General features: G+C 57.7%; 16 protein-coding genes and 1 pseudogene. 14 read left to right on the forward strand and 3 right to left on the reverse strand.

Going from position 1 to position 24,580, the window contains the following annotated elements; genetic code table 11:
- Positions 1 to 119: 119 nt before the first annotated feature.
- From JQ845_RS04000 to JQ845_RS04030, 7 genes are all read left to right on the forward strand, one after another.
- Complete coding sequence (locus JQ845_RS04000; RefSeq protein WP_003446072.1) at positions 120 to 647, forward strand: fimbrial protein; 528 nt, start codon at positions 120 to 122, stop codon at positions 645 to 647.
- A gap of 256 nt (positions 648 to 903) precedes the next feature.
- Complete coding sequence (locus JQ845_RS04005) at positions 904 to 3,465, forward strand: outer membrane usher protein (RefSeq protein WP_203008760.1); 2,562 nt, start codon at positions 904 to 906, stop codon at positions 3,463 to 3,465.
- A gap of 114 nt (positions 3,466 to 3,579) precedes the next feature.
- Positions 3,580 to 4,329 (forward strand): fimbria/pilus periplasmic chaperone, encoded by a 750-nt coding sequence (locus JQ845_RS04010; RefSeq protein WP_029612786.1) that lies wholly within the window; start codon positions 3,580 to 3,582, stop codon positions 4,327 to 4,329.
- 39 nt (positions 4,330 to 4,368) lie between these two features.
- Positions 4,369 to 4,548, forward strand: coding sequence for a hypothetical protein (locus JQ845_RS04015; protein ID WP_029612784.1), 180 nt, complete (start codon positions 4,369 to 4,371; stop codon positions 4,546 to 4,548).
- A 10-nt stretch (positions 4,549 to 4,558) separates the two neighbouring features.
- On the forward strand, positions 4,559 to 5,080 hold the full coding sequence (locus tag JQ845_RS04020; protein ID WP_003446066.1) for a fimbrial protein: 522 nt from the start codon (positions 4,559 to 4,561) through the stop codon (positions 5,078 to 5,080).
- A gap of 14 nt (positions 5,081 to 5,094) precedes the next feature.
- The gene (locus tag JQ845_RS04025) at positions 5,095 to 5,580 is read left to right on the forward strand and encodes a fimbrial protein (protein WP_003446065.1); all 486 of its coding nucleotides are present in this window, start codon (positions 5,095 to 5,097) and stop codon (positions 5,578 to 5,580) included.
- Positions 5,581 to 5,672: 92 nt separating this feature from the next.
- Positions 5,673 to 6,104, forward strand: coding sequence for a fimbrial protein (locus tag JQ845_RS04030; protein WP_236010179.1), 432 nt, complete (start codon positions 5,673 to 5,675; stop codon positions 6,102 to 6,104).
- Between the two features lie 203 nt (positions 6,105 to 6,307).
- On the opposite strand, the gene JQ845_RS04035 is transcribed toward JQ845_RS04030, so the two are convergent.
- The gene (locus tag JQ845_RS04035; RefSeq protein WP_202210812.1) at positions 6,308 to 7,120 is read right to left on the reverse strand and encodes a zinc metalloprotease; all 813 of its coding nucleotides are present in this window, start codon (positions 7,118 to 7,120) and stop codon (positions 6,308 to 6,310) included.
- Between the two features lie 379 nt (positions 7,121 to 7,499).
- Here JQ845_RS04035 and JQ845_RS23020 point away from each other — a divergent pair.
- The 3 genes and pseudogenes from JQ845_RS23020 to JQ845_RS04045 all read left to right on the forward strand — a co-directional run.
- Positions 7,500 to 7,839 (forward strand): annotated as a pseudogene (locus JQ845_RS23020) (glycoside hydrolase family 19 protein); the annotation flags it as partial.
- 266 nt (positions 7,840 to 8,105) lie between these two features.
- On the forward strand, positions 8,106 to 9,749 hold the full coding sequence (locus JQ845_RS04040; RefSeq protein WP_203008387.1) for a GMC family oxidoreductase: 1,644 nt from the start codon (positions 8,106 to 8,108) through the stop codon (positions 9,747 to 9,749).
- Between the two features lie 212 nt (positions 9,750 to 9,961).
- A complete protein-coding gene (locus tag JQ845_RS04045) occupies positions 9,962 to 10,840 on the forward strand; it encodes a serine hydrolase domain-containing protein (protein ID WP_203008389.1) in 879 nt (292 codons plus the stop codon).
- 468 nt (positions 10,841 to 11,308) lie between these two features.
- On the opposite strand, the gene JQ845_RS04050 is transcribed toward JQ845_RS04045, so the two are convergent.
- Complete coding sequence (locus JQ845_RS04050; RefSeq protein ID WP_010657313.1) at positions 11,309 to 11,980, reverse strand: GDSL-type esterase/lipase family protein; 672 nt, start codon at positions 11,978 to 11,980, stop codon at positions 11,309 to 11,311.
- A gap of 131 nt (positions 11,981 to 12,111) precedes the next feature.
- Here JQ845_RS04050 and JQ845_RS04055 point away from each other — a divergent pair, with 131 nt between their 5' ends.
- The 4 genes from JQ845_RS04055 (at position 12,112) to JQ845_RS04070 (ending at position 23,461) form a co-directional block, all read left to right on the forward strand.
- The gene (locus JQ845_RS04055) at positions 12,112 to 12,837 is read left to right on the forward strand and encodes a DUF1796 family putative cysteine peptidase (protein WP_010657312.1); all 726 of its coding nucleotides are present in this window, start codon (positions 12,112 to 12,114) and stop codon (positions 12,835 to 12,837) included.
- Between the two features lie 763 nt (positions 12,838 to 13,600).
- Positions 13,601 to 13,999, forward strand: a complete 399-nt coding sequence (locus JQ845_RS04060) for a hypothetical protein (protein ID WP_203008399.1) — start codon at positions 13,601 to 13,603, stop codon at positions 13,997 to 13,999.
- Between the two features lie 580 nt (positions 14,000 to 14,579).
- Complete coding sequence (locus tag JQ845_RS04065) at positions 14,580 to 22,091, forward strand: type I polyketide synthase (protein ID WP_203008409.1); 7,512 nt, start codon at positions 14,580 to 14,582, stop codon at positions 22,089 to 22,091.
- A gap of 20 nt (positions 22,092 to 22,111) precedes the next feature.
- Positions 22,112 to 23,461, forward strand: coding sequence for an aminotransferase class I/II-fold pyridoxal phosphate-dependent enzyme (locus tag JQ845_RS04070; RefSeq protein ID WP_029612964.1), 1,350 nt, complete (start codon positions 22,112 to 22,114; stop codon positions 23,459 to 23,461).
- A 74-nt stretch (positions 23,462 to 23,535) separates the two neighbouring features.
- Here the strand turns inward: JQ845_RS04070 and JQ845_RS04075 are convergent, their stop codons facing one another.
- Positions 23,536 to 24,579, reverse strand: a complete 1,044-nt coding sequence (locus JQ845_RS04075; RefSeq protein WP_003446039.1) for a phytanoyl-CoA dioxygenase family protein — start codon at positions 24,577 to 24,579, stop codon at positions 23,536 to 23,538.
- Position 24,580 lies beyond the last annotated feature (1 nt).

Raw genomic sequence — 24,580 nt, forward strand, 5'->3', positions numbered from 1 at the left:
TATCGGGGGCTTTGACCGCATGCCATTGTGCGCCACTTTGATGGGGCACTGTCTCTATTAAAGGATTGTAGCTAGAGGCTTGGTCGCAAACTTATAATTGTCATAAAGGAATCCTTAATATGAAACTTAATAAAATCGCTCTGGCAGCCGCGCTGGTACTCGGTACTATCACAACGGTACAGGCTGCAGACGAAGGTAATGGCGTAGTCCGGTTTACCGGTTCTATTATTGATGCGCCTTGCTCTATTGATCCGAACTCTGTTGATCAGACGGTCGAGCTGGGTTCGGTCTCTAACGTGGTACTGGTTGATGGTGGCAACTCAGCCCCGAAGCCTTTTGAAATTCGCCTGGAAAAATGCAGTCTGGATACTGCAGCCACGGTCAAAACAACCTTTAACGGTGCAGCAGGCCAAGGTGGTTTGCTCGGTATTACCGGTGACGCTCGTGGTGCGGGTATTGCGTTGACCGATGGTAACGGTACTGCGATCACCTTGGGTACAGCCACTGCTGGTCAGTTGGTAAGTATCGGGGCCTCCAACGCCACTCTGACCTTCAGTGCCTACCTCAAAGGTAACGGTGGTGATGCTACGACCATCATTCCGGGTGAGTTCAGCAGTGTGGCCAACTTCATGCTGTCCTATAACTAACCGGCTCCCGGGCCCGGTTTGGCTATGCATGTGGGCGCATCCCACATGCATCTTTGATCTGAATAATGAGCTTTACCAACTACAGGGCTTGGCGCAAGTCGCGGTATTTGAGCGGCTCTCGGCATTGACTCGGTAATCAACAAAAAGCACGAACTGAGACGTTTAATCAAGTCCTGTGCTTTTTCGTGGGTGGTGGTTGAGTGAGCGTCATGTCTCGTCAGTGGCTGGCGTACTTTTTGGTGTGAATATAAATGATATGGGCTCCTCAATCGTGAGTGCACAGAACTGGGCACTTGCACCTTTTCGTCCGCGCATATTGGGCATTTCCATAACCTGTGTATTCAGTTGCGTCGGGTATCAAGCCAGCGCACAGGAAGTGCAATTCAATATTGACGTTCTGGATGTTAAAGATCGCGAAAATATGGACTTGGGCCAGTTTTCCCGTGGCGCTTATATCATGCCGGGCGATTACACGATGCTCGTACGTATCAACAGGCAGGAACTGCCTGAACAGTCTGTGGTTTTTTATCCCTCAGAACAGGATGCAAATGAGAGTTCCGCCTGTCTCAGTCCGACGCTGGTGGAGCAGTTTGGTTTAATACCGGACATCAACAAAAAACTCACGTGGTGGCACCAGGGGCAATGCCTGTCACTGGACAGTCTGCCGGGTGCAACAGCCCGTGCTGAATTGGGCACTTCCAGCCTGATGGTAAACATACCGCAGGCTTATCTCGAATATGCCGTAGACACTTGGGATCCGCCGTCGCGTTGGGACGAAGGCATCCCCGGGCTGTTCGTTGACTATTACATGAATGGCCAAAGCCAGCGCCAGGAGCATGGCGGTGGTACCTCTTACAACCTGAGCGGTAACGGCACCGTGGGGGCTAACATGGGCGCCTGGCGGCTACGTGCCGACTGGCAAACGCGGCTGGATCATCGGAGCAATGGTCAGGGCCCGGGCAATAGCTGGGACTGGAGCCGCTACTACGCCTACAAGGCTATTCCGACCCTTGGGGCGCAGTTTTCCCTGGGTGAAAACTTCCTGTATTCCGACATCTTTGACAGCTTTCGCTTTACCGGCGTCAGCCTGATCACCGATGACAGCATGCTGCCGCCTAACCTGCGTGGTTATGCCCCCGAAGTGGCAGGCGTGGCACGAACCAACGCCAAAGTGGTGATCACCCAGCAGGGCCGGGTGCTGTATGAAACCCAGGTCGCCTCGGGGCCGTTCCGTATTCAAGACATTAACGATGCCGTTTCCGGGCAACTGGATGTACGGGTAGAAGAGCAAGATGGCAGCGTGCAGACATTTACCGTCGATACTGCCAGCGTTCCCTACCTGACCCGGCCAGGGGCGGTGCGTTACAAGGTCAGCAGCGGTCGCCCCTCGGACTTCAGCCACAGTACCGATGGGCCCATGTTTATCACCGGTGAGGCTTCGTGGGGGGTGAGCAACGGCTGGTCGATTTACGGCGGCGGTGTCGAAGGCGGTGATTACAAAGCCTTGGCCCTGGGGGTAGGGCGGGACCTGATGGCCTTTGGGGCATTGTCGTTTGACATTACCCAGTCGCGGGCCCGACTGCCTCAACTGGCGCAAGACACACTTAGCGGTGCTTCTTACCGGCTGCGCTATTCGAAAAACTTCGACAAATACGACAGTCAGGTGACCTTTGCCGGGTATCGCTTCTCGGAGAAGGACTACATGTCCATGAGCGATTATCTGGATGCCCGTAACTTCGGCACCCGCAATGAAAACAGTAAAGAACTGTACAACATCAGTTTCAGGCAGAACTTCAGCGACAGCGGGTTGAGTACCTACCTCAACTACGACCATCAGACTTATTGGGATACCCAGGCCAACGACCGGTACACCTTTACCTTGTCCAAGAGCCTGAGCTTCGGTCAGTTCAGGGGCATAAGCCTGTCGATGACGGCGTACCGCAACAAGTACAGCGGTGCCAATGATGACGGCATGTATGTTTCGTTCTCAATGCCACTGGGTGGCGGCAGCAGTTCCGTTAGCTACAGCGGCAGCTATGACCGCGATGCCAACAGTCATCAGGTGGGCTATTACGATCGTTTGGCTAATGGCGACAGCTATCAGCTCAATGGCGGCAGAAACAGTAACGGCACCACCGCCAGTGGTTTCTACACCCATGACGGAACTCTGGCGCGGGTCAATGCCAACACCAGCTACCAGGAGGGGGGGTATGCCTCGGTGGGTATGTCGCTGCAAGGCGGGGCAACGGCCACCTTGAAAGGCGCTGCGCTGCACCGCTCGAACATGGTTGGCGGCACTCGAATCCTGGTCGATACCGACGGCGTCGCGGACATCCCTATCTCGGGCTACGGCTCAGCCATCCGCACCAACAGGTTTGGTAAAGCAGTGGTCACCGACGTCAACAGTTATCACCGCAACCAGCTCAGCATTGACGTTAACAAGTTGCCGGAAAACGCCGAAGTAGGGCGCTCGGTGACGCAAGCCACCTTGACCGAAGGGGCTATTGGCTATCGACGGTTCGAGGTGGTGTCCGGTGAGAAAGCGATGGTGGTGATCCAGCTGGGCGATGGTTCAAGCGTTCCGTTTGGTGCCACGGTGAAAAACCACAAGGAGCAGGAGGTGGGCATCGTCAGTGACGATGGCAACGCCTACCTCAGCGGCATCAACCCTGGCGAGCAAATGAGCGTGCACTGGAATGGCCAGGCGCGGTGTGCGCTGCAGATGCCTGCGCAGATTGCCGAGGGCAGCATGGCAGAACTGGTGTTGCCGTGCACCCGGATACCCGCTGGCGATTCGCCAGAGAAAGCAGCGGGTTGACTGCTTGCAACAACTACACCGGCTGCCCTGTGGCAGGCCATTGCGGCCTTCTCTTTAGCGGCCTGCCTTTGAAGTTTTTACAGAGATACAAACAGTGAGTAATAAAAGATGAACATGTGTAGTAATCCTTTTTTTCGCGTGACTGGAGGCTTGTTGTTAGGCCTGCTGGGCCTGCAACAGGTGCAGGCGGCCGTGGCGCTGGACCGTACCCGGGCAGTGTTTAACGGTGGCGAAAAGTCCATCAGCCTCAGTATCAGCAATGACAACAAGACACTGCCTTACCTGGCACAAGGCTGGGTGGAAGATGCGCAGGGCAACAAGATTACCAGCCCGTTGACCGTACTCCCTCCGCTGCAGCGTCTGGAGCCGGGGGCTCAAAGCCAGGTCAAGATTCAGGCCTTACCGGCCGCCCATCAGTTAGTGCAGGACCGCGAGACGCTGTTCTATTTCAACCTGCGTGAAATCCCGCCCAAGAGCGAAAAGCCCAACACCCTGCAGCTGGCACTGCAGACGCGCATCAAGCTGTTTTATCGGCCCAAGGCGCTGGGCGCAACCATCGGGATGGTGCCCTGGCAGGAACAACTGACGTTGAGCAAGCAGGGCGAAAAATACCAGGTGAATAACCCGACCCCGTATTACGTGACGATAGTCGACGCCGGCAGCAAACCCGGCCCCGCCGGCGCCGTGGGGTTTGAGCCGGTGATGGTGGCGCCACAGGGAAAAGAGATTCTGAACCTGGGGGTTTCCGTGCTGGGCCTGAACCCGGTGCTCACCTACGTCAATGACTACGGCGGTCGCCCGCAACTGCAGTTCACCTGTAGCGGAACTGAATGCAAGGCCGAGCCCGCCAAGAAAGAATTTTAACCGGCGTAACGGTGTCATGACCCGATGAAGGAGCCAGACATGCAACAGCAAACTAAAGGCAGTACCGGCGTGTTGCGTGGGTATGGTGCGTTGACAGACAGTTCCCGGACACTGGAGATGGGCATGGCAAACCAGGCTGTTCAGCCGCAAAGCATGGACGCCACCCGGGTCGCGCAAGCGAGGGCCGGTATAGCCCGACTGAGCATGCGATATGAGTAACGGGAGCGCTATGGCCAGTGAAAAATCATGCCCGTATACCTGGCGTGTCCTCTACGTTGCCCTGTACGCCGCTCTGTTCGCATTGGGGGCGACAGCTCACCCGGCTCTGGCGGCCTCATCCAGCACCATCAACGTCACGGTCACCCTCACGGCAGCGCCGTGCGAGATCAACAGCAACATGCTTATGGAAGTCAACTTCGGCAATGACGTGCTGACCACGCTGGTAGACGGTAACTATAAAAAAATGCCGGTGCCGTACACGGTGAAGTGCCCGCCTGATGCACCCAGTGCGATGAATATCCGCATAGAAGGCACGGGCGCGGCGTTTAACCACGACGTATTGACGACCAACATCACCGACTTCGGCATTGCGATATCAAGTAACGGGACAGCCCTGCCGATCAACAGCTCTAAGGGCTTCACCTACCCGGACTGGCCGCAAATTGAAGCGGTACCGGTCAAGCGTCCAGGCGCCACTCTGAGTGGTGGTGTTTTCTCAGCGGGGGCAGTCATGAAGGTGGAGTACCGGTGAACAGGTGCGACGTGATGAAGCTTTATGCAGGCATGCTGTTGTTACTCGCTATTAGCGCATTGAGTGCGCCGGGCATGGCGGCGGACAATATGAAATTCTCCGGTACTCTGATTGAGCCGCCACCATGCACCATCAATAACGACGGCCAGGTGGATGTTGATTTTGGTAACCGGGTGGGTGTGAAAAAAGTGGATGGCGTTAACTATCTGCAAGTGATGAATTACCAGATCAAATGTGATCCCAGTGTGAGTGCCCGGGACATGACCCTGGAAATCATGGGTACCCCCGCGGATTACGATGCCGCGGCAGTGAGCAGCAACGTGACCGACCTGGCGATCCAGATCCAGCAAAACGGCGTGCCCTTTGAATTGAACAAGCCGATCCCCATCAGGCTGGCCAGCCCGCCGGTTCTGTCGGCCGTGCCGATCAAACGGGCAGGAGCAACGCTGATAGAAGGGCCGTTTGAGGCCACTGCGACCCTGCGGGCGGTGTACCAATGAGCCGGCGCACCAGGCATGTATATGTCCTGGCGCTAGTGTTGCTGCTAAACCCGCCGGCGCAGGCTGACAATGTTCGGTTACACGGCGTCCTGGTGGCAGAACCCTGCGTCATTGCGCCAGGGGGCGAGAGCGTGGCACTGGACTTCGGCACGGTGATAGACAAGTACCTGTATACCAACCAGCGCACCCACGGCCAGCCAGTTGATATACGCCTGGCGAAGTGCGATGTGAGTCTGGGCAGAACGGTCAAGGTGACCTTCAGGGGTACTGAAAACCCGCATCTGAGCGGATTGCTGGCGATCGACGCTGCCAGCCAGGCCAAAGGCATTGCCATCGGCATGGAAACCCCGGCCGGTCAGAAGTTGCCGCTGAATAAGCCCGGCCAGGGCGTCCGGTTGGTTAACGGGAATAACACTGTGACGGTTCAGGCCTATGTGCAGGGTGAACCCGATGCAATTGCCAACAAGACTATTGAGCGTGGGCCGTTCAGTGGCATTGCCACGTTCAACCTGGAATATGAATAAGGCTGTTAGTGATTGGCTGGCGGCGTATGTCTGGCATCGACGGCAAAGGCTACAAGCGTCCGCTTGGGGTAGTTGGTAATACGCAGCCCTAGGCTAATATTGGCCCGCAAGCCCAAACAGCTAAGTAACAGATTTTAGGCGGCAGCAAGTCAGGGGTGGACATGAGGGGCATATCACACGTTTGGATATGCCCCTCAACCTCGTCAACGTTTACCGGAGGCTGGCCACAAATGCTTGATCGCCTTTCTTTCATCAGCAGAAAAGCCTTTCCACTCATGGCCGGAGGTGTACATCACGTCATTGGGGTTCGGCTCGGGGCTGGTACCGGGCACTAACAGGTCCGGGAAACCAACTGGGAAGCTGCTATCCTCGCCTCCTGAGTGCGTCAGGCCCATGGCGTGCCCCATTTCATGAACGATGGTGTTGTAATAAATTTCAGCTCCGAACTGCTCGTAATAGAAGTAATTAATATCGACCGACACGCCGACCTGGTAGCCCCATGGCCATTCGGCCCATCCCAATTGGCCGTCCTCTGTCCAGTACATATTTGCCTGACAGTTGGCTTCATCGGGAGTATCGACAAACTGAATATTGATACAAGACTCCAGGTCGGGGTTGTTCCATTCGTTTAGCGCCGCCTGGATAAAATCTTTCCATCCAGCATTGAAAATATCATTAACAAACACTTTGACGTTGCTCACTGCCGCGGGGGAGGCAATGTACCAAGGGTCTGGCGCCATGTAAGCCCGACCTTTTTTATGCTCTTCACTTTGTTGGTAGTTTTGCCATAACTCCTCGACGTGTTGACCCGTGATACGACGGCCGTTCGGCTCGATGATGAAGCCTTTTGGCACCACCTCTACGAACTCGGCTTTAAATCCCATCTTCGACAGGTATCCCAATTGCTTTTGGGTTTCCGGGCTCCACCGGTTATGTGCCGGTACACATTGGCAAACAGGCCCAAAGTGCGCTCCAGCCTTTTTTGAGCGGGTGGGGATTTTTTTAGGGGCAATCATAATTGAACCTCTCCATGGTGAGCATCGTTGATAAACGTATGGGTGGGACGGTGATGCTGAGGAAAAAACTAGCCGTCAGCCGTTAGATTTCAAGGGTGGCTTGAAGGCTGTTAAAGGTAGTCTGGCGAGCGGTTTGAGGTAACCGTTGGAGTTTGTAGGGTTGCTTTTAACAAAGTGGAGGTCGATGGATTCACTGACTGTGGAGGTGGTGCAGTGAACTGGCTTTATAATTTTGGACACTTCAATCGGGCGCGACGATGGCGCTCAAACCTGAGGTGTTTGGATAGGCGTAAACCTTTCGAGCCAATTCAAGGTCCATGCCGCCAGTCTGGTGCTGGATGAGGGACAGCAAGTCCCTGGGGGCTCTGCCAAACTGGATATTGGCCCTGCTACCACGCAGCAACGGCTGCAGATCCTCCCCCGGCGCCGGCCAATCAGCCGGCGTTTTTGTGTCCGCATTAAACACTGCCATGAGCCATTACCAGATCGTCAGTCTGAAGCGCGTGGCAGTTTTTATCGCCAAAATTGGTCATTGGTTCGGACAGTTACTCTATGTGCGCGAGCGGGGCAGCGACCTGTAACTGATTGAGTACAGCACCGGCTCCCAGGCAAGGCGCTTGGGCAATACGCCCCGGACTGATGGCGCCGGTCAGAAGCATCGTGAGCGTGGCCTGATCCAGTTCTCCGGCCGGACTAACCATGTCGAGTACCGCGAAGCCAGGGCCTCGAACACCGGCTGCGGTTTCTTGCGGCAAGCTGCTTAAAGCCTTTTATTCAGCCTTCGCAGAGTGTTGGCAATATTCCGTGAAAAATACTATGCGCTGGCAGGTGGCCCACGCTGTGCCCTTGAGCCCGGTTAGTCCGAAAGAGGTAAGTACCGACGGGGGAGGTTGTGAAAGGATTGAAAGGCCCGGGCTCCGGGTTCATGCAGGAGCCGATCCGGCGAAGTGCAGGGGTGCTTTTTAAACGTATGACAAGGAGATCAATGTTGACGGACGCCTTTGACTTTATCGTGGTGGGCTCCGGCTCGGCGGGCGGCACCTTGGCGGCGCGTCTCAGCGAAGACGGCCGCTACCGGGTGCTGGTGCTGGAGGCCGGCGGCAGTCACAAGCATTTTTTAGTCCGAATGCCCGCAGGTTGGGGAGCAATGACGTACAGCCCCAGATTTTCCTGGATGCACAAGACCGAGCCGGAAAAGTATGCCGGCGGCCGCCGCATGAAGATGCCCAGGGGCAAGCTCGTCGGCGGCTCGTCCTCGATCAACGGCATGATCTATATCCGCGGGCACGAGCAAGATTACGCCGATTGGGTCGCGGCGGGCGCCACGGGCTGGAGTTGGCCGGAGCTGTTGCCGCACTTTGTGCGAACCGAAGATCAGCAGCGCATTCATAATGCCTGGCATGGCCGGGGCGGTCCGCTTTCGGCGAGCGACCTGCCGGCAGTGCACCCGTTGACGCACGCGATGGTTGACGCCGCCGTACAGGCGGGCCTGGAACGGGTCGACGATTTCAATGATGGTCAGGCCAAGGGTGCGGGAGTCTTTCAGGTCAATTTCCGTGACGGTCGGCGCTCCTCGATTGCCAGCAATGCGATCGAGCCGGCCCTGCGCCGACCCAATTTCAAGCTGGTGATGCGGGCGATGGTGCAGCGGATTGTTTTTGAAGGGCTCTGCGCAACCGGCGTGGAATACAGCCTGCCTGATGGCAGCCGCCACCTCGCCAAGGCCCGGCGCGAAATATTGCTGTGCGCCGGGGCCGTACAGTCGCCTCAGTTGCTGATGGTCTCGGGCGTCGGGCCGGCTTCGCAGTTACAGGCTCTGGGTATCCCGGTTGTGGTGGACCTGCCCGGGGTGGGCGAAAACCTGCAGGACCACGTGAGTGCGCCGTTGTGCTGGAGGTTAAAACCGGGCGTGTGCGGGATGAACAGCCGGTTCCGTGGCGTGGGTCTGGCGGGCTCGGTACTGCGTTACCTGGCGAGCCGCACCGGGCCGATGACGAGCCCGCCCGCGGAATTCGGCTGCTACCTCAAGAGCGATCCCGATCTGGCGTATAACGATATTCAGGTATTCGGCCTGCCGATGACCGGCCAGAGCGATGGCGACAGCGACAAGGCCGCGCAACCGGACCGTTTCGAGGGCATGACGCTGGGGCCCTTTCAGGGGCGGCCGTTCTCACGCGGCCATGTACGACTCAAAAGCCGCGACATGGATCAACACCCGGCGATCACCATGAACTATCTGCACGACGCGCGTGACCGTCGTGCGCTGATCTGGTCATTGCGCTGGTTACGGGACATGGCGAAACAGCCGGCGCTGGCCGGATTGATCGACACTGAGGTCCGACCCGGCCCGCAGGTGCAGACCGACAAACAATGGCTGGACTGGATGGAGCCTTTGCTCACCACTGCCTATCACCCTGTGGGCACCTGCCGTATGGGGCATGCTGATGACCCGATGGCCGTCTGCACGCCTGATCTGCGTGTACGCGGGGTACAGGGTTTACGGGTAATCGATGCGTCGGTCATGCCCAATCTGATCTGCGGCAATACCAATGCCACGACTGTGGTGATTGGCGACAAGGGCGCCGATCTGGTCTTGGGGCACGCGCCGCTGGCGCCTCTGCATCTGTGACGTCTACTGTCTTCAGTCTGCTGGCAAATGGTGCAAGAGGGGCGTGGGAGTCATCGCTGAATCACCTGATGGATGTCCATGTCGGGTTGGCCCAAACAATCCAGTCACTCAGAACATTGCAAAAGCCGGAGCCTGACTTTTCACCCTCCCGCGTGGAGGTGAATGGGATATCTTGTCGGGCTGTCAATCTGCTCAACAATTCAGGGAAGTCAATGCTGAGCTCACGTGTATCAAATGGTCAGCAATCAATGTCCGGTCGATCAGAGCCGGCGGTGCCCTGGTGGAGCTTTACGAAGACCGTCCTGGCCGCTACCGCCTTGTCATTGGTGCGTGATGGCCGGGTCGCACTGGACGCTTCGATTCTTGATCAGCCTTTCACGTTGCGACAACTGCTTCGACATGAAGCAGGGCTCGCCGATTATGCCGAACTTGCGGATTATCATGCCGCCGTCGCCAACGGTGAGGCCGCCTGGACAGTCGACGAGATGATGCAGCGCCTTGATGGTGCCCGGCTTCGATATAGCCCCGGAGCCGGTTGGCGTTACTCGAATGTTGGCTACCTGCTCATCGGCAGGCTTATTGAACAGGTGACTGATCTGTCGCTCGAAGAGGCAGTGAGTCGATACACACTGAAGCCGCTGGGCCTCTCGAACGTTCGCTTCGCTAGAACCCGGGCAGATTTACCCGATTCCTGCCTTGGGAGCACATCAAGTTATGACCCCGGCTGGGTTTATCATGGCTTGCTGATCGGCCCTGTTTCGCAAGCAGCACTATTCCTCGACCGGCTTCTCGCGGGGCATTTGCTCCCTTCGGGCTTGCTCCAGGACATGCAGATAGCAAAAGCATTGGGTGGCCCGATTCCGGGACGTCCATGGATGACGCCGGGATACAGCCTGGGGTTGATGCTGGGTTCGATCGAAGGGGGCTTTACCCTCAGCGGACATACAGGTTGCGGCCCTGGTAGCGTCATTGCTGTGTACCGTACCTGCAAAGGTGATTCATCGGCTTGTTGCGCTGTTTTTTGCACTGGCACCAGTGAAGGCGCTGTCGAAGCCCTCGTTGTTGGGCAACTGTTACAAGATTTGCGGTAGGAGCATGACGTTGTCCAAGTCCCTTGGGCGCCAACGCCATAATCGCCGTATCACTGCATTCTTTCGATTGCGGCCCCTTTTGACAGGCAACCTTCGGCCAGAGGCGGACCTTCGAACAGCACGATCAGGAGATGGCCACGCTATTTTCCATGTCGCTCGGCAGTCAATCGCCGAGCTGCCGAACGGACTATATACCCCGGAGCAACTCAATGGCTGGATGGGTGAAAGAATCCCGGAGTTTTATGAACAGCTGATTAAAGCCAGGGCAACTGGTCGTGGCCCTGCAACTTGGAAGGATCGTTGGCTTTGTCGATTCCTTGATGCATCGCTACATCTGAATACGACCTCATCAGTTCAATGGCGGGCTAACGCCCGCGCAGACCGAGAAAAAACTAACGCCGTGTCCGGAATTAGTTGATCACTACAACCCGCCGGATGGATGGGTACCGGAAGATGACTTCCGGTACGTCATTCTTTATTGCTAGAAAATTGGGCAATGGCTGGATGGATAGCTTTCATCCATGTCATATACCCCTTTCCATTTAGATGAACTCCGTCGCCTGTATATGAGCGTGCAAGGCGCCCAGCGGGAGACATTGAGGCATTCAGATCAATAAATTTGCAGTGCTTGGAGGTTGAGCAAAACGACGCCATATCTGCATTGATGTCGCTGATTACTGCGTTATGCGATAAGCGAGTGCGCCTTGATACATAAAGTGTTGATTGCACCACCACCTCAGCTCCCTGCTCTGCAAATTTGTTGACAATCTGCTGATAGGTTTGAACGATTTCGGGTGCGGTTCTTCTGGCCGCCACATCGTTGACGCCAGCCATGATGAAAACGACCTTAGGCTTCATGGCCAGAATCGGGGCAATGCGTGAAAGCATTCCAACTGTCGTATCCCCGCCGATGCCTCTATTTGCCAGGGACACACCATTGAAAAACTCGTGCCATTCGCCTCTAGCCGTAAGGCTATCTCCGAACATCACGACGTCACGATGCTCGGTGAGCTCTTCGAACAACGATGCGCGCATGATGTAAGGCGGCGATTGGGTTACGTCTTTATTCCCTGCAGTGGCGTTATTCATAGATAGGATAATTGCAAGGACCGGTAAGGTGGCTTTTCTGATCAGCAGCATAGGGTGTCCATGTCTGGGCGAAGCGTCGAGTGGGGAGCAGGCCTAATCCGATAACATCGAAACAGACAAAATTCGTTGTCGCCATGATAACATTTGCCTTTATGACAAAAATTTCATGGAAGAGCCCTTAAATGCAGTTGACAGAACTTGAAGTACCGACAGGCGGATATGATCTGGTGGCGAGTCTTGGGAGAAAGTGTCAGCCTGCTGGGCGCCTGAAACGATCAGGGCTTCGTACATCGAGCGGACCATTTGATTGGTTTGCATCGCAAAACCTTGCAGAAGTCGTCAAAATTTTTCGTGACGGAGTAGATCATCTTTTTCTACCCGATAACATTCTGGTCAACGGCACGCACAAAGACTGCATGGATGTAACCGATACGTCTACAGGGTATCGCTCAATTCACGACTTGCTGATTTCAGATTGCCAAGACGGCGTCAGTGAAGCCATCGCAGTAATGAAGAGCAAAATAGCCGTCAGGCTGGCCAGGCTGATTGAGGATATCGAAAGTGCTGATCGGGTTCTGCTCGTGAGGCTCAACGCCAATAGGACTGGCGCTATCATTTTGCGGCGGTTTTTGAGGCAGCGGTTCCCCAACACAGAGATCGATATTCTTGTGATAAATGAAGCACGCGGGGAATCTATCAAAAACGAGCAGTATGGGCTTCAGCGTGTGTTCGTCCTTTCAGGAGACAACACTGCAAGCGGCGAGAGCTGGCTGGGCAGTGATGAATTATGGCGTGTCGCTTTGTCCAAGGTCAGTCTCAAGACCAAGCCAGTGAAGGAAGCAGCAGCAAACGAATCGTTTTGGAAGGCCACCATTCGGAAAATTACCAAGTGGCTGAAGGCTGCTTAAGGTTTATGTCGTCAAGAGGACGATTTACGCCGTTCTGGGTTGACGGGCTAGCAGACAATTTAAGATAGGGCTGGTGTGCGTTCGACAGGACGCCAGGGGGCTAGGCTAAAGCCCCCAGGAAGCTTGCGGGGAATCGTCAAACCAAGCTGGGCATCGATTGCAGTGGGTGTGCCCGTAAATCTACCATTGTGATTTTTCACATTTACGACTTCAGCAGCCTGGTCGGCTCAAAGCCGTGGCTTCTCAAATGGCCCGCAGCATTTCCAACCTGGCTTCACTCAAAGTCGTTAGTTGGCTGGCAACCGCTCAGCACCAACCCATCCGTGCTTTTTCAATCTAGGTCGTTTCCCGATCACTCTCTCGCATGCTCGGTTGAGAACACCAAAGACCATCGACTATCCCCTGATCACTGGCAGCAGTGATAATCACGAACCCATCACCTTCATGATGCACCAGCCCAGTGTGAACTTCGGCCAGCGCCGCTAAGCACATCGGCGCCAGAGCTTTCAGGCGAATGAAGCAGGGCTTTTTCTTCTCAGGGGTATCGGGATCTTTGACCCGGTCGTTTCCTTCTACCCGACTGGCGCAATGCATTGGCAACCAGCGTAAAGGCGGGGGGAGGGCTGTCGGCGGCTGGGGTAGTACAAGTAGTCTTTGGGCAACTCGACCATGGTGGTTGCTGTGCTGATGGGAGCAGTGGTGACAATTCTGACGGCACGCTCGGCAACCTTACGATCTGTTTGACGCGGGCAATGTTCTGTCGATGATTATGTATGGCGTGCCCTTGAGGGTCGCGATAACCAGTGCGAGGCGGTCCTGGCTGCTGATCAAGGTTGCAGTGAATGCACCCGATCAGGCGTTTCAACCCGGATTTAACTACAGCCAGGATGTTTATCACTGCTTAACGAGCCTGGGAACAGTCAGTTCGAAGAGCCCAGGGGCGGATTTAAGTGTGGCACCACTCTCTACTTCACTGCTCATCTTGGGGGAAGCACTAATGAGTGTCCGCTCTTTAAGCAAAGCAAGTTGGGTGTATGGCTATATGCTACTTTTCAATGTTGTTAACTTGCCATTGATCAAGGGAGTCGGCCGGTTTACTGAAATCAAGCCCGGTGAAAAACTCGAGCAAAATGATGGCAGCAGTGCCATGGCCGGCATGTGAATCCCCCCGGCAATCAAAAGCCCCCCCCCGACTGTCCACAAACACCTGCCTCTGGACTGGCCGCAGCGATCAGCCTGACGTAGCGGCTCACAAATCTGCTCCATTCATGGACTGGATTTCTTCAATAACTGGCTGATTTTCAAGATAATATCTGTGGATCGAAAATCGCCGGTGCCGGTTCGATTGCGGCTTCGACCTGCACCTTCAAAACCCTGCAGATTCAAGTCTGCGGGGTTTTTTATGGGCGCGGGAAAGTCAGGGAGTTCGACGCTTCACCGGCTTGTCCAGTGCCGCCGGGGCTTTCGTCTGCCTGCTGCGTGTCACTGGGCGGGAAGTCATCGCGCAGTGCTTAAGACGTTTTCCCTGATGCCACGGATCGAGTATTATTCAAAATGTATCTAGGAATAATCCTAAAAGTAGTACGACAATAGATTTTATTCGTCCCGTGTGTGCAGCAAGTCAGTCGCGAAATATCGACAACCTCCAGGCGACGCTCCACAACTTGCCGGCAATGAACATGCTCGGCATGCAGCCATCGATAGGATGGGATGGTGGTCATGAGTATTTTTAAGGAATGGTTTTGACAAAACGTAGGCAGGTAGCAATTGTTGGTAATTCTTTCCGTTTCCCCGGTTCCACGGCCAGCAGTTTCTGGCAGAACCTGATAGAGGGGCGCGATCTGGTGACCCAGGTCGATGCTTCCCGCTGGGAACATGCCGAGTTTTTACATCCTGACAAAGCCAGTCCGGCCTCCACGTATACCTTCGCCTCGGGCTCTCTGGGCGATATCACTGCTTTTGATGCGGGCTTTTTCAGCATTTCGCCACGCGAAGCCATGATGATGGATCCGCAACAGCGAATGTTGCTCGAAATGTGCTGGGAAACCTTCGAAAACGCAGGGGTTAAACCGTCTAGCCTGCGGGGCAGCAATTGTGGCGTTTACCTGGGTATTGCCAGCGTCGAGCAGGCTTACCGTGTGGTCGATGACATGGCATCCATCGACGCGGCAACGGCCACTGGTAATACCATGAGTATTGCCGCCAATCGTCTGTCCTTCTTTTATGACCTGCGTGGCCCGAGCATGGCCATCGACACCGCATGTTCTTCTTCACTGGTTGCCTTCCACCAGGCGTGTCAGGCAATTCTCAGTGGTGATATTGACCAGGCCGTGACCGGTGGTATCAGCCTGCACATGCACCCGTTCGGCTTCATGATTTTTGCCAAGGCCTCAATGCTGTCGCGTACGGGGCGTTGCCAGTCGTTCGATCAGAACGGTGATGGTTATGCGCGTTCGGAGGGCGGTGGACTGTTCTTGCTCAAGGACTATGAGCAGGCCCTGGCTGATGGCAACCCGATTCTGGCCGTGGTTGCGGCCAGCGCTGTGAATACCGATGGCCGCAAGTCGAGTCTGACGCTGCCCAGCGCCGATGCTCAGGCGGCGTTGCTTAAAGGCGTTTACGCCAAGGCCGGCATCGACCCTTCGCAGCTGGATTACCTTGAAGCCCATGGCACGGGAACCGCAGTCGGTGACCCCATTGAGAGTCGGGCCATCGGCGAGTCACTGGGCCAGGCCCGTGGCGCCGGTAACCCGCTGCCGATAGGGTCTGTTAAAAGCAATCTTGGGCACCTCGAGGCAGCATCGGGTGTGGCGGGATTGATGAAGGCCCTCAACTGCCTGAATGAGCGGATGGTGCCCGCGACCATCGGCGGCGACGCACTCAACCCGACGATTCCGTTTGCCGACCTGAACCTGCAGGTAGTCACCGCCAATCAGCCACTCAAGGCTGCAGGGCAACTGACTGTCGGTATCAACTCTTTCGGATTTGGTGGCGCCAACGCTCACGTTATTTTGCAAAGTGCCGAGCCTGTCGCAGCCTCCCGCGAGTCAATGCCAGTGCGCCGTCTGCCGTTGATGCTGAGCGCCAAAGACGCCGAAGGCTTGCGTGCTACGGCTCAGGATTACGCTGATTATCTGGCGTCCAGGCCTGAGGCCGATTTTTACGACGTCGCCTATCAAACCCTGTTTCGCCGTGATGCTCACACCCATCGCCTGCTGTTGATTGGCTCCGATTGTGCCCAGGCTGCGCAAGCTCTGGCTGACTACGCCCAGGATCCGAGCCTGAGCGAATTGAGCTCAGTGGTCGAGGCAGGTCAGGCCCTGGACAACGCCGAGGGCCCGGTCTTTATCTATTCGGGTAACGGTTCGCAATGGCAAGGCATGGGCCGGGGGATGCTCGGCGACCCTGTGTTTGAACAGGCCGTGGCCGAAGTCGATGCACTGTTCCAGCCATTGGCCGGTTATTCGCTGCGGGCCGAGCTGCTGGGTGAAAACGGCGACGACCGTTATGTGCGTACCGAGATCGCTCAGCCTGCGCTGTTTGCCTTGCAAGTGGCAGTCACCCGCGTGCTGGCGGCGCAAGGTTTTCATCCGTGCGCCGTGATCGGTCACAGCGTCGGTGAAGTAGCGGCCGCATGGGCCAGTGGTGCCCTGAGCCTGGAAGACGCTACTCAAGTCATTTTCCATCGCAGTCGTCTGCAAGGGCTGACCCGTGGTACTGGCCGTATGGCCGCTGTCGGCCTGTGCGCCGAAGCGACTTTGGCAGTGCTGGTGGAACTTGGGCTGGACCAGCAACTGGTGATCGCGGGCGAAAACAGCAGCCGTGGCGCCACGGTGGCCGGTCCGCTGGAAGCCTTGACTCAGCTTGAGCAAGTGCTGAGCGAGCGCCAGGTGTTTATCCGCCTGCTGGATCTGGATTACGCGTTCCACTCCCCGAGCATGAACCCTATAGAGCAGCAAGTGATTGCTGATCTGGCGCACATTCGCCCGCGCAGTACCACTCTTCCATTCTATTCCACCGTGATTGGCGGCGAGCTGGACGGTAAGAGTCTGGACAGCCACTACTGGTGGCAGAACATTCGTATGCCGGTGTTGTTCCAGGGCGCGATGGATGCACTGGTGGCGCAGGGCTTCAACCTGTTTGTCGAGGTGGGCCCGCACCCGATTTTGCGCTCCTATGTGGCTGATGCACTGACTGGCGCCGAGCGCTCAGGCCAGGTGATTGGCACATTGTTGCGCAAGGATCACAGCGTTTTCCTGCTGGAACGCAGCGTTGCCAAACTGCTGATTGCCGGTGCGCAACCGCAGTGGCAAACGCATTACCCGGTGACCGGGCGCCACGTGAATCTGCCGAACTACAGCTGGCAGCGCGAACACTTCTACCTGCCGGTCAGCGCCGAGTCGCTCGGGGTACTGCAACGCAAGCGTGTGCACCCTTTGTTGGGTCACTTGCTGCCTGATCGTGCGCTGACGTGGGAAAACCGCCTCGATACCCAGTTGTTCCCTAGCCTGGGCGATCACAAGGTCGGTGAAGCCGTATTGTTTCCTGGTGCAGGCTTTAGCGAGTTGGCGCTGGCGGCGGCCTTGCAGCACCAGCCGGGCGAGTTCGTCGACATCGAAGAACTGGAAATTCACAACCCGCTGCTACTCAGCCATGACGCCAGCAAAAAAATCCGCATCAATATCGAACCGGCTGATGGCACCTTGCACATTGCTTCCCGCGGCCATGCCCAGCACGAAGAATGGGTACAGCACGTGGTGGCGCGTCTTCCCGGTGAAGCCCGAGGCGTGATGCTGGACGGGCGTGCACCGGCCTTGCCGTCACGCCCGGCGGACTTTACTGGTGCACAGCATTTGGCGCTGACCTGTGCCGTGGGCCTGAACTACGGCCCGGCTTATCAAACCGTCGCGGCAGTGTGGGTCGAGCCGGCCCGCATCCTCGCGCAATTGAGCGTGCCTGAGGTTATCCGTCCTGAAATGGACGACTTGTACGTGCACCCGGCATTGCTGGATGGCGCGTTCCAGCTGATTACCGAATTGCTGGTGGGCCAGCCCGGCACGAACAAGGGGTTGGCGTTTATTCCAGTGAAGCTGGGGCGTATTGCCTACAGCAAGGCGGGCGGCGTGCCGTGCCTGGCCGAGGTGCGCCAGCTCAAACGCACTGAGCATTCGTTACTGGTGGATTTCACCCTGTTCGACGCCACTGGCGCTGCCGTGTTGTCGATAAAGGACGCGCGATTTCGCGGTGTGCGTCTGCAGCGTGACCGCAACGGTGATATCAAGCACATGGCCCACGTGGGCATGGCTGCTCCTGGCCAGGTCACGCCGGTGCAGCGGGTTGCCATCGACAGCTCGCCGTTACTGACGCATTTTCAGACCCTGGGTGATGAGCCAGCGCAGCTGCGCTACCTGAACGAAGTCGAGCCATTGCTGGATGTATTGTGCGCCAGTTTCGTGCAGGACCTGATCGAGCAGGCGGGTGGTCAACTCAGCGCTGAGCAAATTAGCCTGTGGTCGCAACAGGATGGCGTTTCCAGCCACTATCTGAGCACCTTGCTGCGTCAGGGCCTGGAAGACGGCAGCCTGAGCCGCGATGCCGGTGGCGGTGTGAGCATCGTCGACAGCGGTGAGCGTCCTGCCAGCCAGGCTATTTGGCAAGAACTGTTCCAGAGCTATCCGGAGCATTTTCAACTGATTCATTCGGTGGGCCGCATCGGTCGCCATTTGCGGGCATTGCTTGACGGGCAACAGACCCTTGAGCAGTTGCTGCCCCGCGAAACCAGTGGTGCCATGCTGCTGCGACAGGTACTGGGTTCGGCTGGCCAACAACGTTTGTTGGCCGGTGTGCGCGATACCCTCGCGCAACGCCTGGCAGCGTTGCCTGACGGGCAGCGTCTGCGGGTGCTGGAGCTGGGCCTGGGCGGGCCGTCGTTTGCCGAGTCACTGTACGCCGGGATCGATTTTGATCGCGTCGACTATAGCTACTGCGTGCAAGAGCCTGAGCTGGCGCAGATGCTGCGGGCAGATTGCCCGGCGCTGAACCTGATTGACTTTGCTCAACTCAGTGATGCCAGCAACTTTGACTGGGTGCTGGTGCCCAGCGATCTGGCGCCACTGGATGCCGTGGGCGAGGCGCTGCGCCAAGCTGCAAGCCATCTCAACCCCCATGGCGAAGTGGTGGTGCTGGCGCAGCACCCGACGCGCTGTGCTGACTTTGTGTTCGGTGCCCGCAGTGACTGGTGGCTGGAAGGTCCTGAGCAGGCGTTGTCGCGACAGCAGCGTCCGTCATTCTGGCAAGTTGAACTGCAACGTCACGGCCTGACCCTGAGCCACACCCTTGAGGCGTTGCCGGGCAATGCCTGCGGCAGCTATCTGTTGCTCGCCGGCAAAGGCGAAGCCACGGGCAAGGTTGTACCTGAAGTGGCTGTGCAGCATTGGGCGCTGCTGGCGGCACAGCAGCATGGGGGCGTTGAACAACTGCTGGCGGCCTTGCGTGAGCAAGGCCAGGTGGTGAACCTGCTGGTGCCGGGCGATGCCCGGGCCGTGGCGCAGCAATTGCTTGCGCTGGCTCAGGCCCCGGAACATGTTGTGCACTTGGCCGGGCTTGACGCGGCACAGGGTCTGGACGCACAAGGCACCCGCTGCATGCAGGCGGCCGCGCTGGTTCAGGCTTGCGAGTCGTTGGCAATGGCCCCGACTTGCTGGCTGCTCAGCCGTGGTGCGGCCGGTCATTGGTACGGTGCCGAACCCGCATCGGATGTGAACGCCATTGCCGATGCGGCCTTCTGGGGCTTTGGCCGGACCTTGGCCAATGAGTCTGCAAGCTGCCGCATCCGCCTGCTGGACCTGGCACTCAACGCGCCTTTGCTCAGCGTGATCCCTGCGCTGTTGCATGCCGATGGCGAAACCGAGATGGCAATCACGGCTGACGGTCAACGTTATGTGCCGCGTCTGCGGGTTCTGACGCAAAAGGCCCAGGCAGTAGACGGCAAGGACACTCGAATCAGCCTGGGCTTTGACCTGCCGGGTCAGTTGCGCAACCTGCGTTGGGAAGTGCGCGATCCAGCTGTGCCGGCCGTGGACGAGCTGGATATCGCCGTGCGCGCCACCGGTCTGAACTTCCGTGACGTAATGTTTGCATTGGGGCTGTTGTCCGATGAAGCCATTGAAAATGGTTTCTCCGGCCCGACCCTGGGCTTTGAGTTTTCCGGTGTGGTGCAAGGCAAGGGCGCTGAAGTCCTGGGCGATTTTGCTCCGGGCGACCGGGTCGTAGGCTTTGGTCCATGCAGTTTTGCTAACCGTCTGGTGACCAACGCCAACGCGGTGGCGAAAATCCCGGCTGGCATGTCGTTCGAAGCGGCTGCGACTATTCCGAGTACGTTCTTCACCGTGTACTACGCCTTGCATTACTTGGCACGTCTGGAACCGGGTGAAAAAATCCTCATCCACGGTGCTGCGGGTGGTGTCGGTATTGCCGCGATTCAAATCGCCAAATGGTGCGGTGCCGAGATTTATGCTACCGCCGGCAGTGACGAAAAGCGCGACTTCCTGCGCTTGCTGGGCGTCGAGCACATTTTCGATTCCCGCTCGCTGGCATATGCCGATGAGGTGCTGGCAGTGACGGGCGGACGTGGTGTCGACGTCGTGCTCAATTCGTTGGCAGGTGAGGCGATCAACCGTAACCTGCGAATCCTTAAACCGTTCGGCCGCTTCCTGGAATTGGGCAAGCGCGACTTCTACCAGAACACCCGTATCGGCTTGCGCCCGTTCCGCAACAACATCAGCTACTTCGGCATCGACGCTGACCAGCTGATGAGCGAGCGTCCGGACCTGACCCGACGCCTGTTCGGGAACATGATGCAGTTGTTCGAGCAAGGCATCCTGCACCCGCTGCCGTACCGCGAGTTCGACGCCAATCAAGTGGTCGAAGCATTCCGCTACATGCAGCAGGCCCGTCAGATCGGCAAGATCGTCGTGACCTATGGCAACCCCATCGAGCACTTGGTGGAAACCCGTGCCCAGCCTGCAAAGGGGCTGCAACTCAGTGGCGAAGCGACTTACCTGATCACGGGCGGGGTCGGTGGCTTTGGTCTGCGTACCGCACAGTGGCTGGTGGACAAGGGGGCGCGGCATCTGGTGCTGCTGGGCCGCCGTGGTGCGGCCAGTCTCGAGGTCCAGCCAAGTCTGGCCCTGTGGCATGCGCAAGGCATCGATGTGCAGGCGGTGGCGTGCGACATCACCGATGAAGCTCAGCTGCGCAGTGTCTTTGAACGCATCGCAACCAGTGCGTATCCGTTACGGGGCCTGGTGCACGCGGCCACCGTCATCGATGACAGCCTGATCCGTAATCTCGACGCCGAGCAATTGCAACGCGTGCTGGAACCCAAGGCCAAGGGCGCGCAATACCTGCACCAACTCACCCGTGAGCTGGAGCTGGACTTCTTTGTGATGTTCTCCTCGGCCACCACTCTGTTCGGTAACCCTGGACAGGCCAACTATGTGGCGGCCAACCATTGGCTTGAAGCGCTGGCCCGCTATCGCCGTGCTCAAGGGCTGGCGGCCACCGCCGTGCTGTGGGGCGCGATTGACGATGTCGGCTTTCTGGCCCGCAACGAACAGATCAAGGATGCGCTGCAAAGCCGTATGGGCGGCGCTGCACTGCGGGCCGAAGTCGCGTTGTCGCACCTGGAGCAGATGTTGCTCAACGGCGATGACGGCACTGGCGTGCTGGAGCTGGAATGGAAAGCCTTGTCGCGTTTCCTGCCGAGCGCTGCGTCCCCGCGCTTCCTGGAACTGGTGCGCGCCCACGGCGGTGATCAGGAAGACGATAACGACGCCGAAGACATACAGCGCATGCTTGTGGAGCTGGACGATGCCCAACTGCTGGAGCGCTTTGCTGAACTGCTCAAACACGAAGTCTGTGAAATTCTGCGCCTGCCCGCAGCGCGCCTGGACACACAGCGGCCGTTGCAGGAACTGGGGCTGGACTCATTGATGAGTGTCGAACTGATCGTGGCCCTGGAAGAGCGCTTTGGCGTTCGTCTGCCGGTCATGGAGCTCAGCGAAAGCTCCAGCATAGACAAGCTCAGCGTGCGTATTTTGAGCCTGCTGCGCGGTGAGGCCCCGGCCAACGAGTCGTCGGCACCTGCTGCCATGGCCGAAAGTGTGCTGGCCAGTCACGGCACGCACATGACCCACGAACAAGTGGCCGCAGTGGCCGAAAGTGTTGCAACACCTAACCGATTGATTCAGTGAGTGATACCTGCTTGAGTGAGATAAGTGCAAAAACACCCGGGGGTCTGAGTGGGGGTATCAAGCAGCGTTTGATCCAGCAAGCACTGGAGCGCCGTCGCAACGGCGCAGGAGACAGTAATGGCGCGACCCTTGAGCAAGCGCAGCAGGCGGCACTGAAAGTTCCCGAGGCGTTTTACCGTTTCGATCTGTATCCCGGCTATCAGCAGATGCAGTTCCTGCAACAAAGTGCAGCACGCATGGGCTTGGGAAACCCGTTTTTCCGTCTGCATGACGGGCTGGCAGGTGCCCAAACCTGTATTGGTGGCCAGGATTATGTGAACTTCGCCAGTTACAACTACCTGGGCTACTCCGGGCATCCGGTGGTGGTTCAGGCGGCTAAGGACGCTATAGATCGTTACGGCACTTCGGTGTCGGCCAGCCGCGTGGTGTCCGGTGATCGACCGTTGCACCGCGAGCTGGAGCGTGAGCTGGCCAGCTTTTACGAAGTTGATGACGCTGTTGTGTTTGTCAGCGGTCATGCCACTAACGTCACCACCATCGGCTATCTGTTCGGTCCGCGGGATTTAGTGCTGCATGATGAGTTGGTGCATAACAGCGTGTTGCAGGGCATTCAGCTTTCGGGTGCCCGCCGCCTCAGCTTTGCTCACAACGACTGGCAAGCGCTGGACCGCATTCTGGGTGAACAACGTCAGCATTTTGAACGGGTGCTGGTGGTGGTCGAAGGCATTTACAGCATGGACGGCGACTATCCGGACTTGCCGCGATTTGTCGAGCTCAAACGCAAGCACAAAATCTTCCTGATGGTCGATGAGGCTCATTCGTTGGGTGTCATGGGCGCGACAGGCAGGGGCATACGTGAACACTTCGGCCTGGCCGGAGATGACGTAGACATCTGGATGGGAACCCTGAGCAAGACCCTCGCCAGCTGCGGTGGCTACATTGCGGGTAATACGGCGCTGGTGGAGCATTTGAAGTTTCTGGCGCCCGGTTTTCTCTACAGTGTGGGCCTGCCTCCGTCCGTCACTGCGTCGGCCCTGGCGGCGCTGCGCTGCCTGATCAACGACCATGAGCGAGTACAGGCCGTTCAGGCCCGTGGCGAGCAGTTTTTGCGACTGGCCAGGGAGGCCGGGCTGGATACGGCAACCAGCACCGGGCTGGCCGTGATACCGGTGATTACCGGCAGCTCGCTCAAGGCGGGGCAACTGTCCAGCGCCCTGTTTGAACGGGGCATCAACGCTCAGCCGATCCTCTATCCGGCGGTGCCGGAGAAAACCGCGCGGGTGCGCTTCTTTGTGTCTTGTGAGCACACGCAAGAGCAGATCAGCCGTACCGTGGCCATCGTGGCAGAAGAGCTGGCACGGCTGGATTGAGCTGCCGGCTTGCAGCACCTTGAAACGCTGTGCAGCAAGCCGCCTGGCTGGTGGTTCAGGCGGCGCCACAAAGGCTAGATAAAGGGCTTCTCATAGGCATTGAGCTGTTCGATGAACCGCCAATGGCTGCGTTTATCAAACCCCATCATGCGTTTGAGACGAATGTCCCAGCGCATATGGTGGTTGGCAATCCATGGCAGGGCGAACAGGTGGGCGCCGCGCCACGGGATAAAGGGGTTGCGGCGCAGGCTTGCGTAGATTTCCACCCGGTGGCTCGGGCGCAGGCTCGGGCAGCGGGCGTGGAAACCCGATGTGTCAGCCACTACCAGAGTATTGGCGGGTACCGCGAAACGCCGCGGTGGCGGCAAACCCAGCCCGGCCAATTCATTCTCATAAATCCGGAACGAGCCCTCGCGGTGCATTTGCTCGGGTGAACAGGCTGCGCCCAGGCTCTGACGATACTCCCAGGCCAATCGCTCGGGCGTCAGGCGATGGGACCCCGGCACATAGCTGAACGGCCCCTGATCGTCGGCCACGTCATCCAGAAACAACCACGCCTTGGCGGTCGGATGGAAAGTGTCGGTGTGCAGGCGGGTTTGCGGGTCTTCCTCGGGATTCACCGCATCGATCACGATCGACTGCAGTTGATAGGTGATGCCACCGGTGTTGGATGAAGCATAGGAAATCAGATCACGCACGCTGCGGTCAGCGATAAAGGCTGCGGTGGCCGGGTTTTGTGCCAGCACGTCCTGGTCCAGGCTTACTCGGCGGGTCACCGCCTTGCCCTGACGCATTTCCCAGCCGGTGCTGCGCAAGTCACCCAGTTCGGCCCGCAAGGCCGAAAATTGCTCGGCGGGCAGGGCGTTCTCGCGCACGAAGAATCCCTGCTCCTCGAAGCTTGCCTGTTCGGCCGGGTTCATTCGCGATGCCAGTGCCCGGCGGCGCATGGCGGCCATGGCCATGGCAATCTGGCGACGTTGCACGTGCAAGCCCATGGCATTGAGTCGGGGGCTGCCCAACACCGGGTTGTTTTCGAACGATTTAGCGTGGGTCAGCAGTTGCAGGCAATGCCATGGCAGCGCTGCATAACGGCCCAGATCCTTTAATGAAGCAGGCATG

It is taken from the genome of Pseudomonas paraversuta (assembly GCF_904063065.1).
Taxonomy (GTDB): domain Bacteria; phylum Pseudomonadota; class Gammaproteobacteria; order Pseudomonadales; family Pseudomonadaceae; genus Aquipseudomonas; species Aquipseudomonas paraversuta.

What these genes read in the sequence shown, in the direction of transcription:
- JQ845_RS04075 (WP_003446039.1), bottom strand. Translation starts at nt 24,579, where the DNA reads ATGCCTGCTTCATTAAAGGATCTGGGCCGTTATGCAGCGCTGCCATGG.
- JQ845_RS04060 (WP_203008399.1), top strand. Translation starts at nt 13,601, where the DNA reads ATGATTATGTATGGCGTGCCCTTGAGGGTCGCGATAACCAGTGCGAGG.
- JQ845_RS04025 (WP_003446065.1), top strand. Translation starts at nt 5,095, where the DNA reads ATGAAGCTTTATGCAGGCATGCTGTTGTTACTCGCTATTAGCGCATTG.
- JQ845_RS04050 (WP_010657313.1), bottom strand. Translation starts at nt 11,980, where the DNA reads ATGCTGCTGATCAGAAAAGCCACCTTACCGGTCCTTGCAATTATCCTA.
- JQ845_RS04010 (WP_029612786.1), top strand. Translation starts at nt 3,580, where the DNA reads ATGTGTAGTAATCCTTTTTTTCGCGTGACTGGAGGCTTGTTGTTAGGC.
- JQ845_RS04015 (WP_029612784.1), top strand. Translation starts at nt 4,369, where the DNA reads ATGCAACAGCAAACTAAAGGCAGTACCGGCGTGTTGCGTGGGTATGGT.
- JQ845_RS04020 (WP_003446066.1), top strand. Translation starts at nt 4,559, where the DNA reads ATGGCCAGTGAAAAATCATGCCCGTATACCTGGCGTGTCCTCTACGTT.
- JQ845_RS04045 (WP_203008389.1), top strand. Translation starts at nt 9,962, where the DNA reads ATGCTGAGCTCACGTGTATCAAATGGTCAGCAATCAATGTCCGGTCGA.
- JQ845_RS04000 (WP_003446072.1), top strand. Translation starts at nt 120, where the DNA reads ATGAAACTTAATAAAATCGCTCTGGCAGCCGCGCTGGTACTCGGTACT.
- JQ845_RS04040 (WP_203008387.1), top strand. Translation starts at nt 8,106, where the DNA reads ATGTTGACGGACGCCTTTGACTTTATCGTGGTGGGCTCCGGCTCGGCG.
- JQ845_RS04055 (WP_010657312.1), top strand. Translation starts at nt 12,112, where the DNA reads ATGCAGTTGACAGAACTTGAAGTACCGACAGGCGGATATGATCTGGTG.
- JQ845_RS04035 (WP_202210812.1), bottom strand. Translation starts at nt 7,120, where the DNA reads ATGATTGCCCCTAAAAAAATCCCCACCCGCTCAAAAAAGGCTGGAGCG.
- JQ845_RS04005 (WP_203008760.1), top strand. Translation starts at nt 904, where the DNA reads ATGGGCTCCTCAATCGTGAGTGCACAGAACTGGGCACTTGCACCTTTT.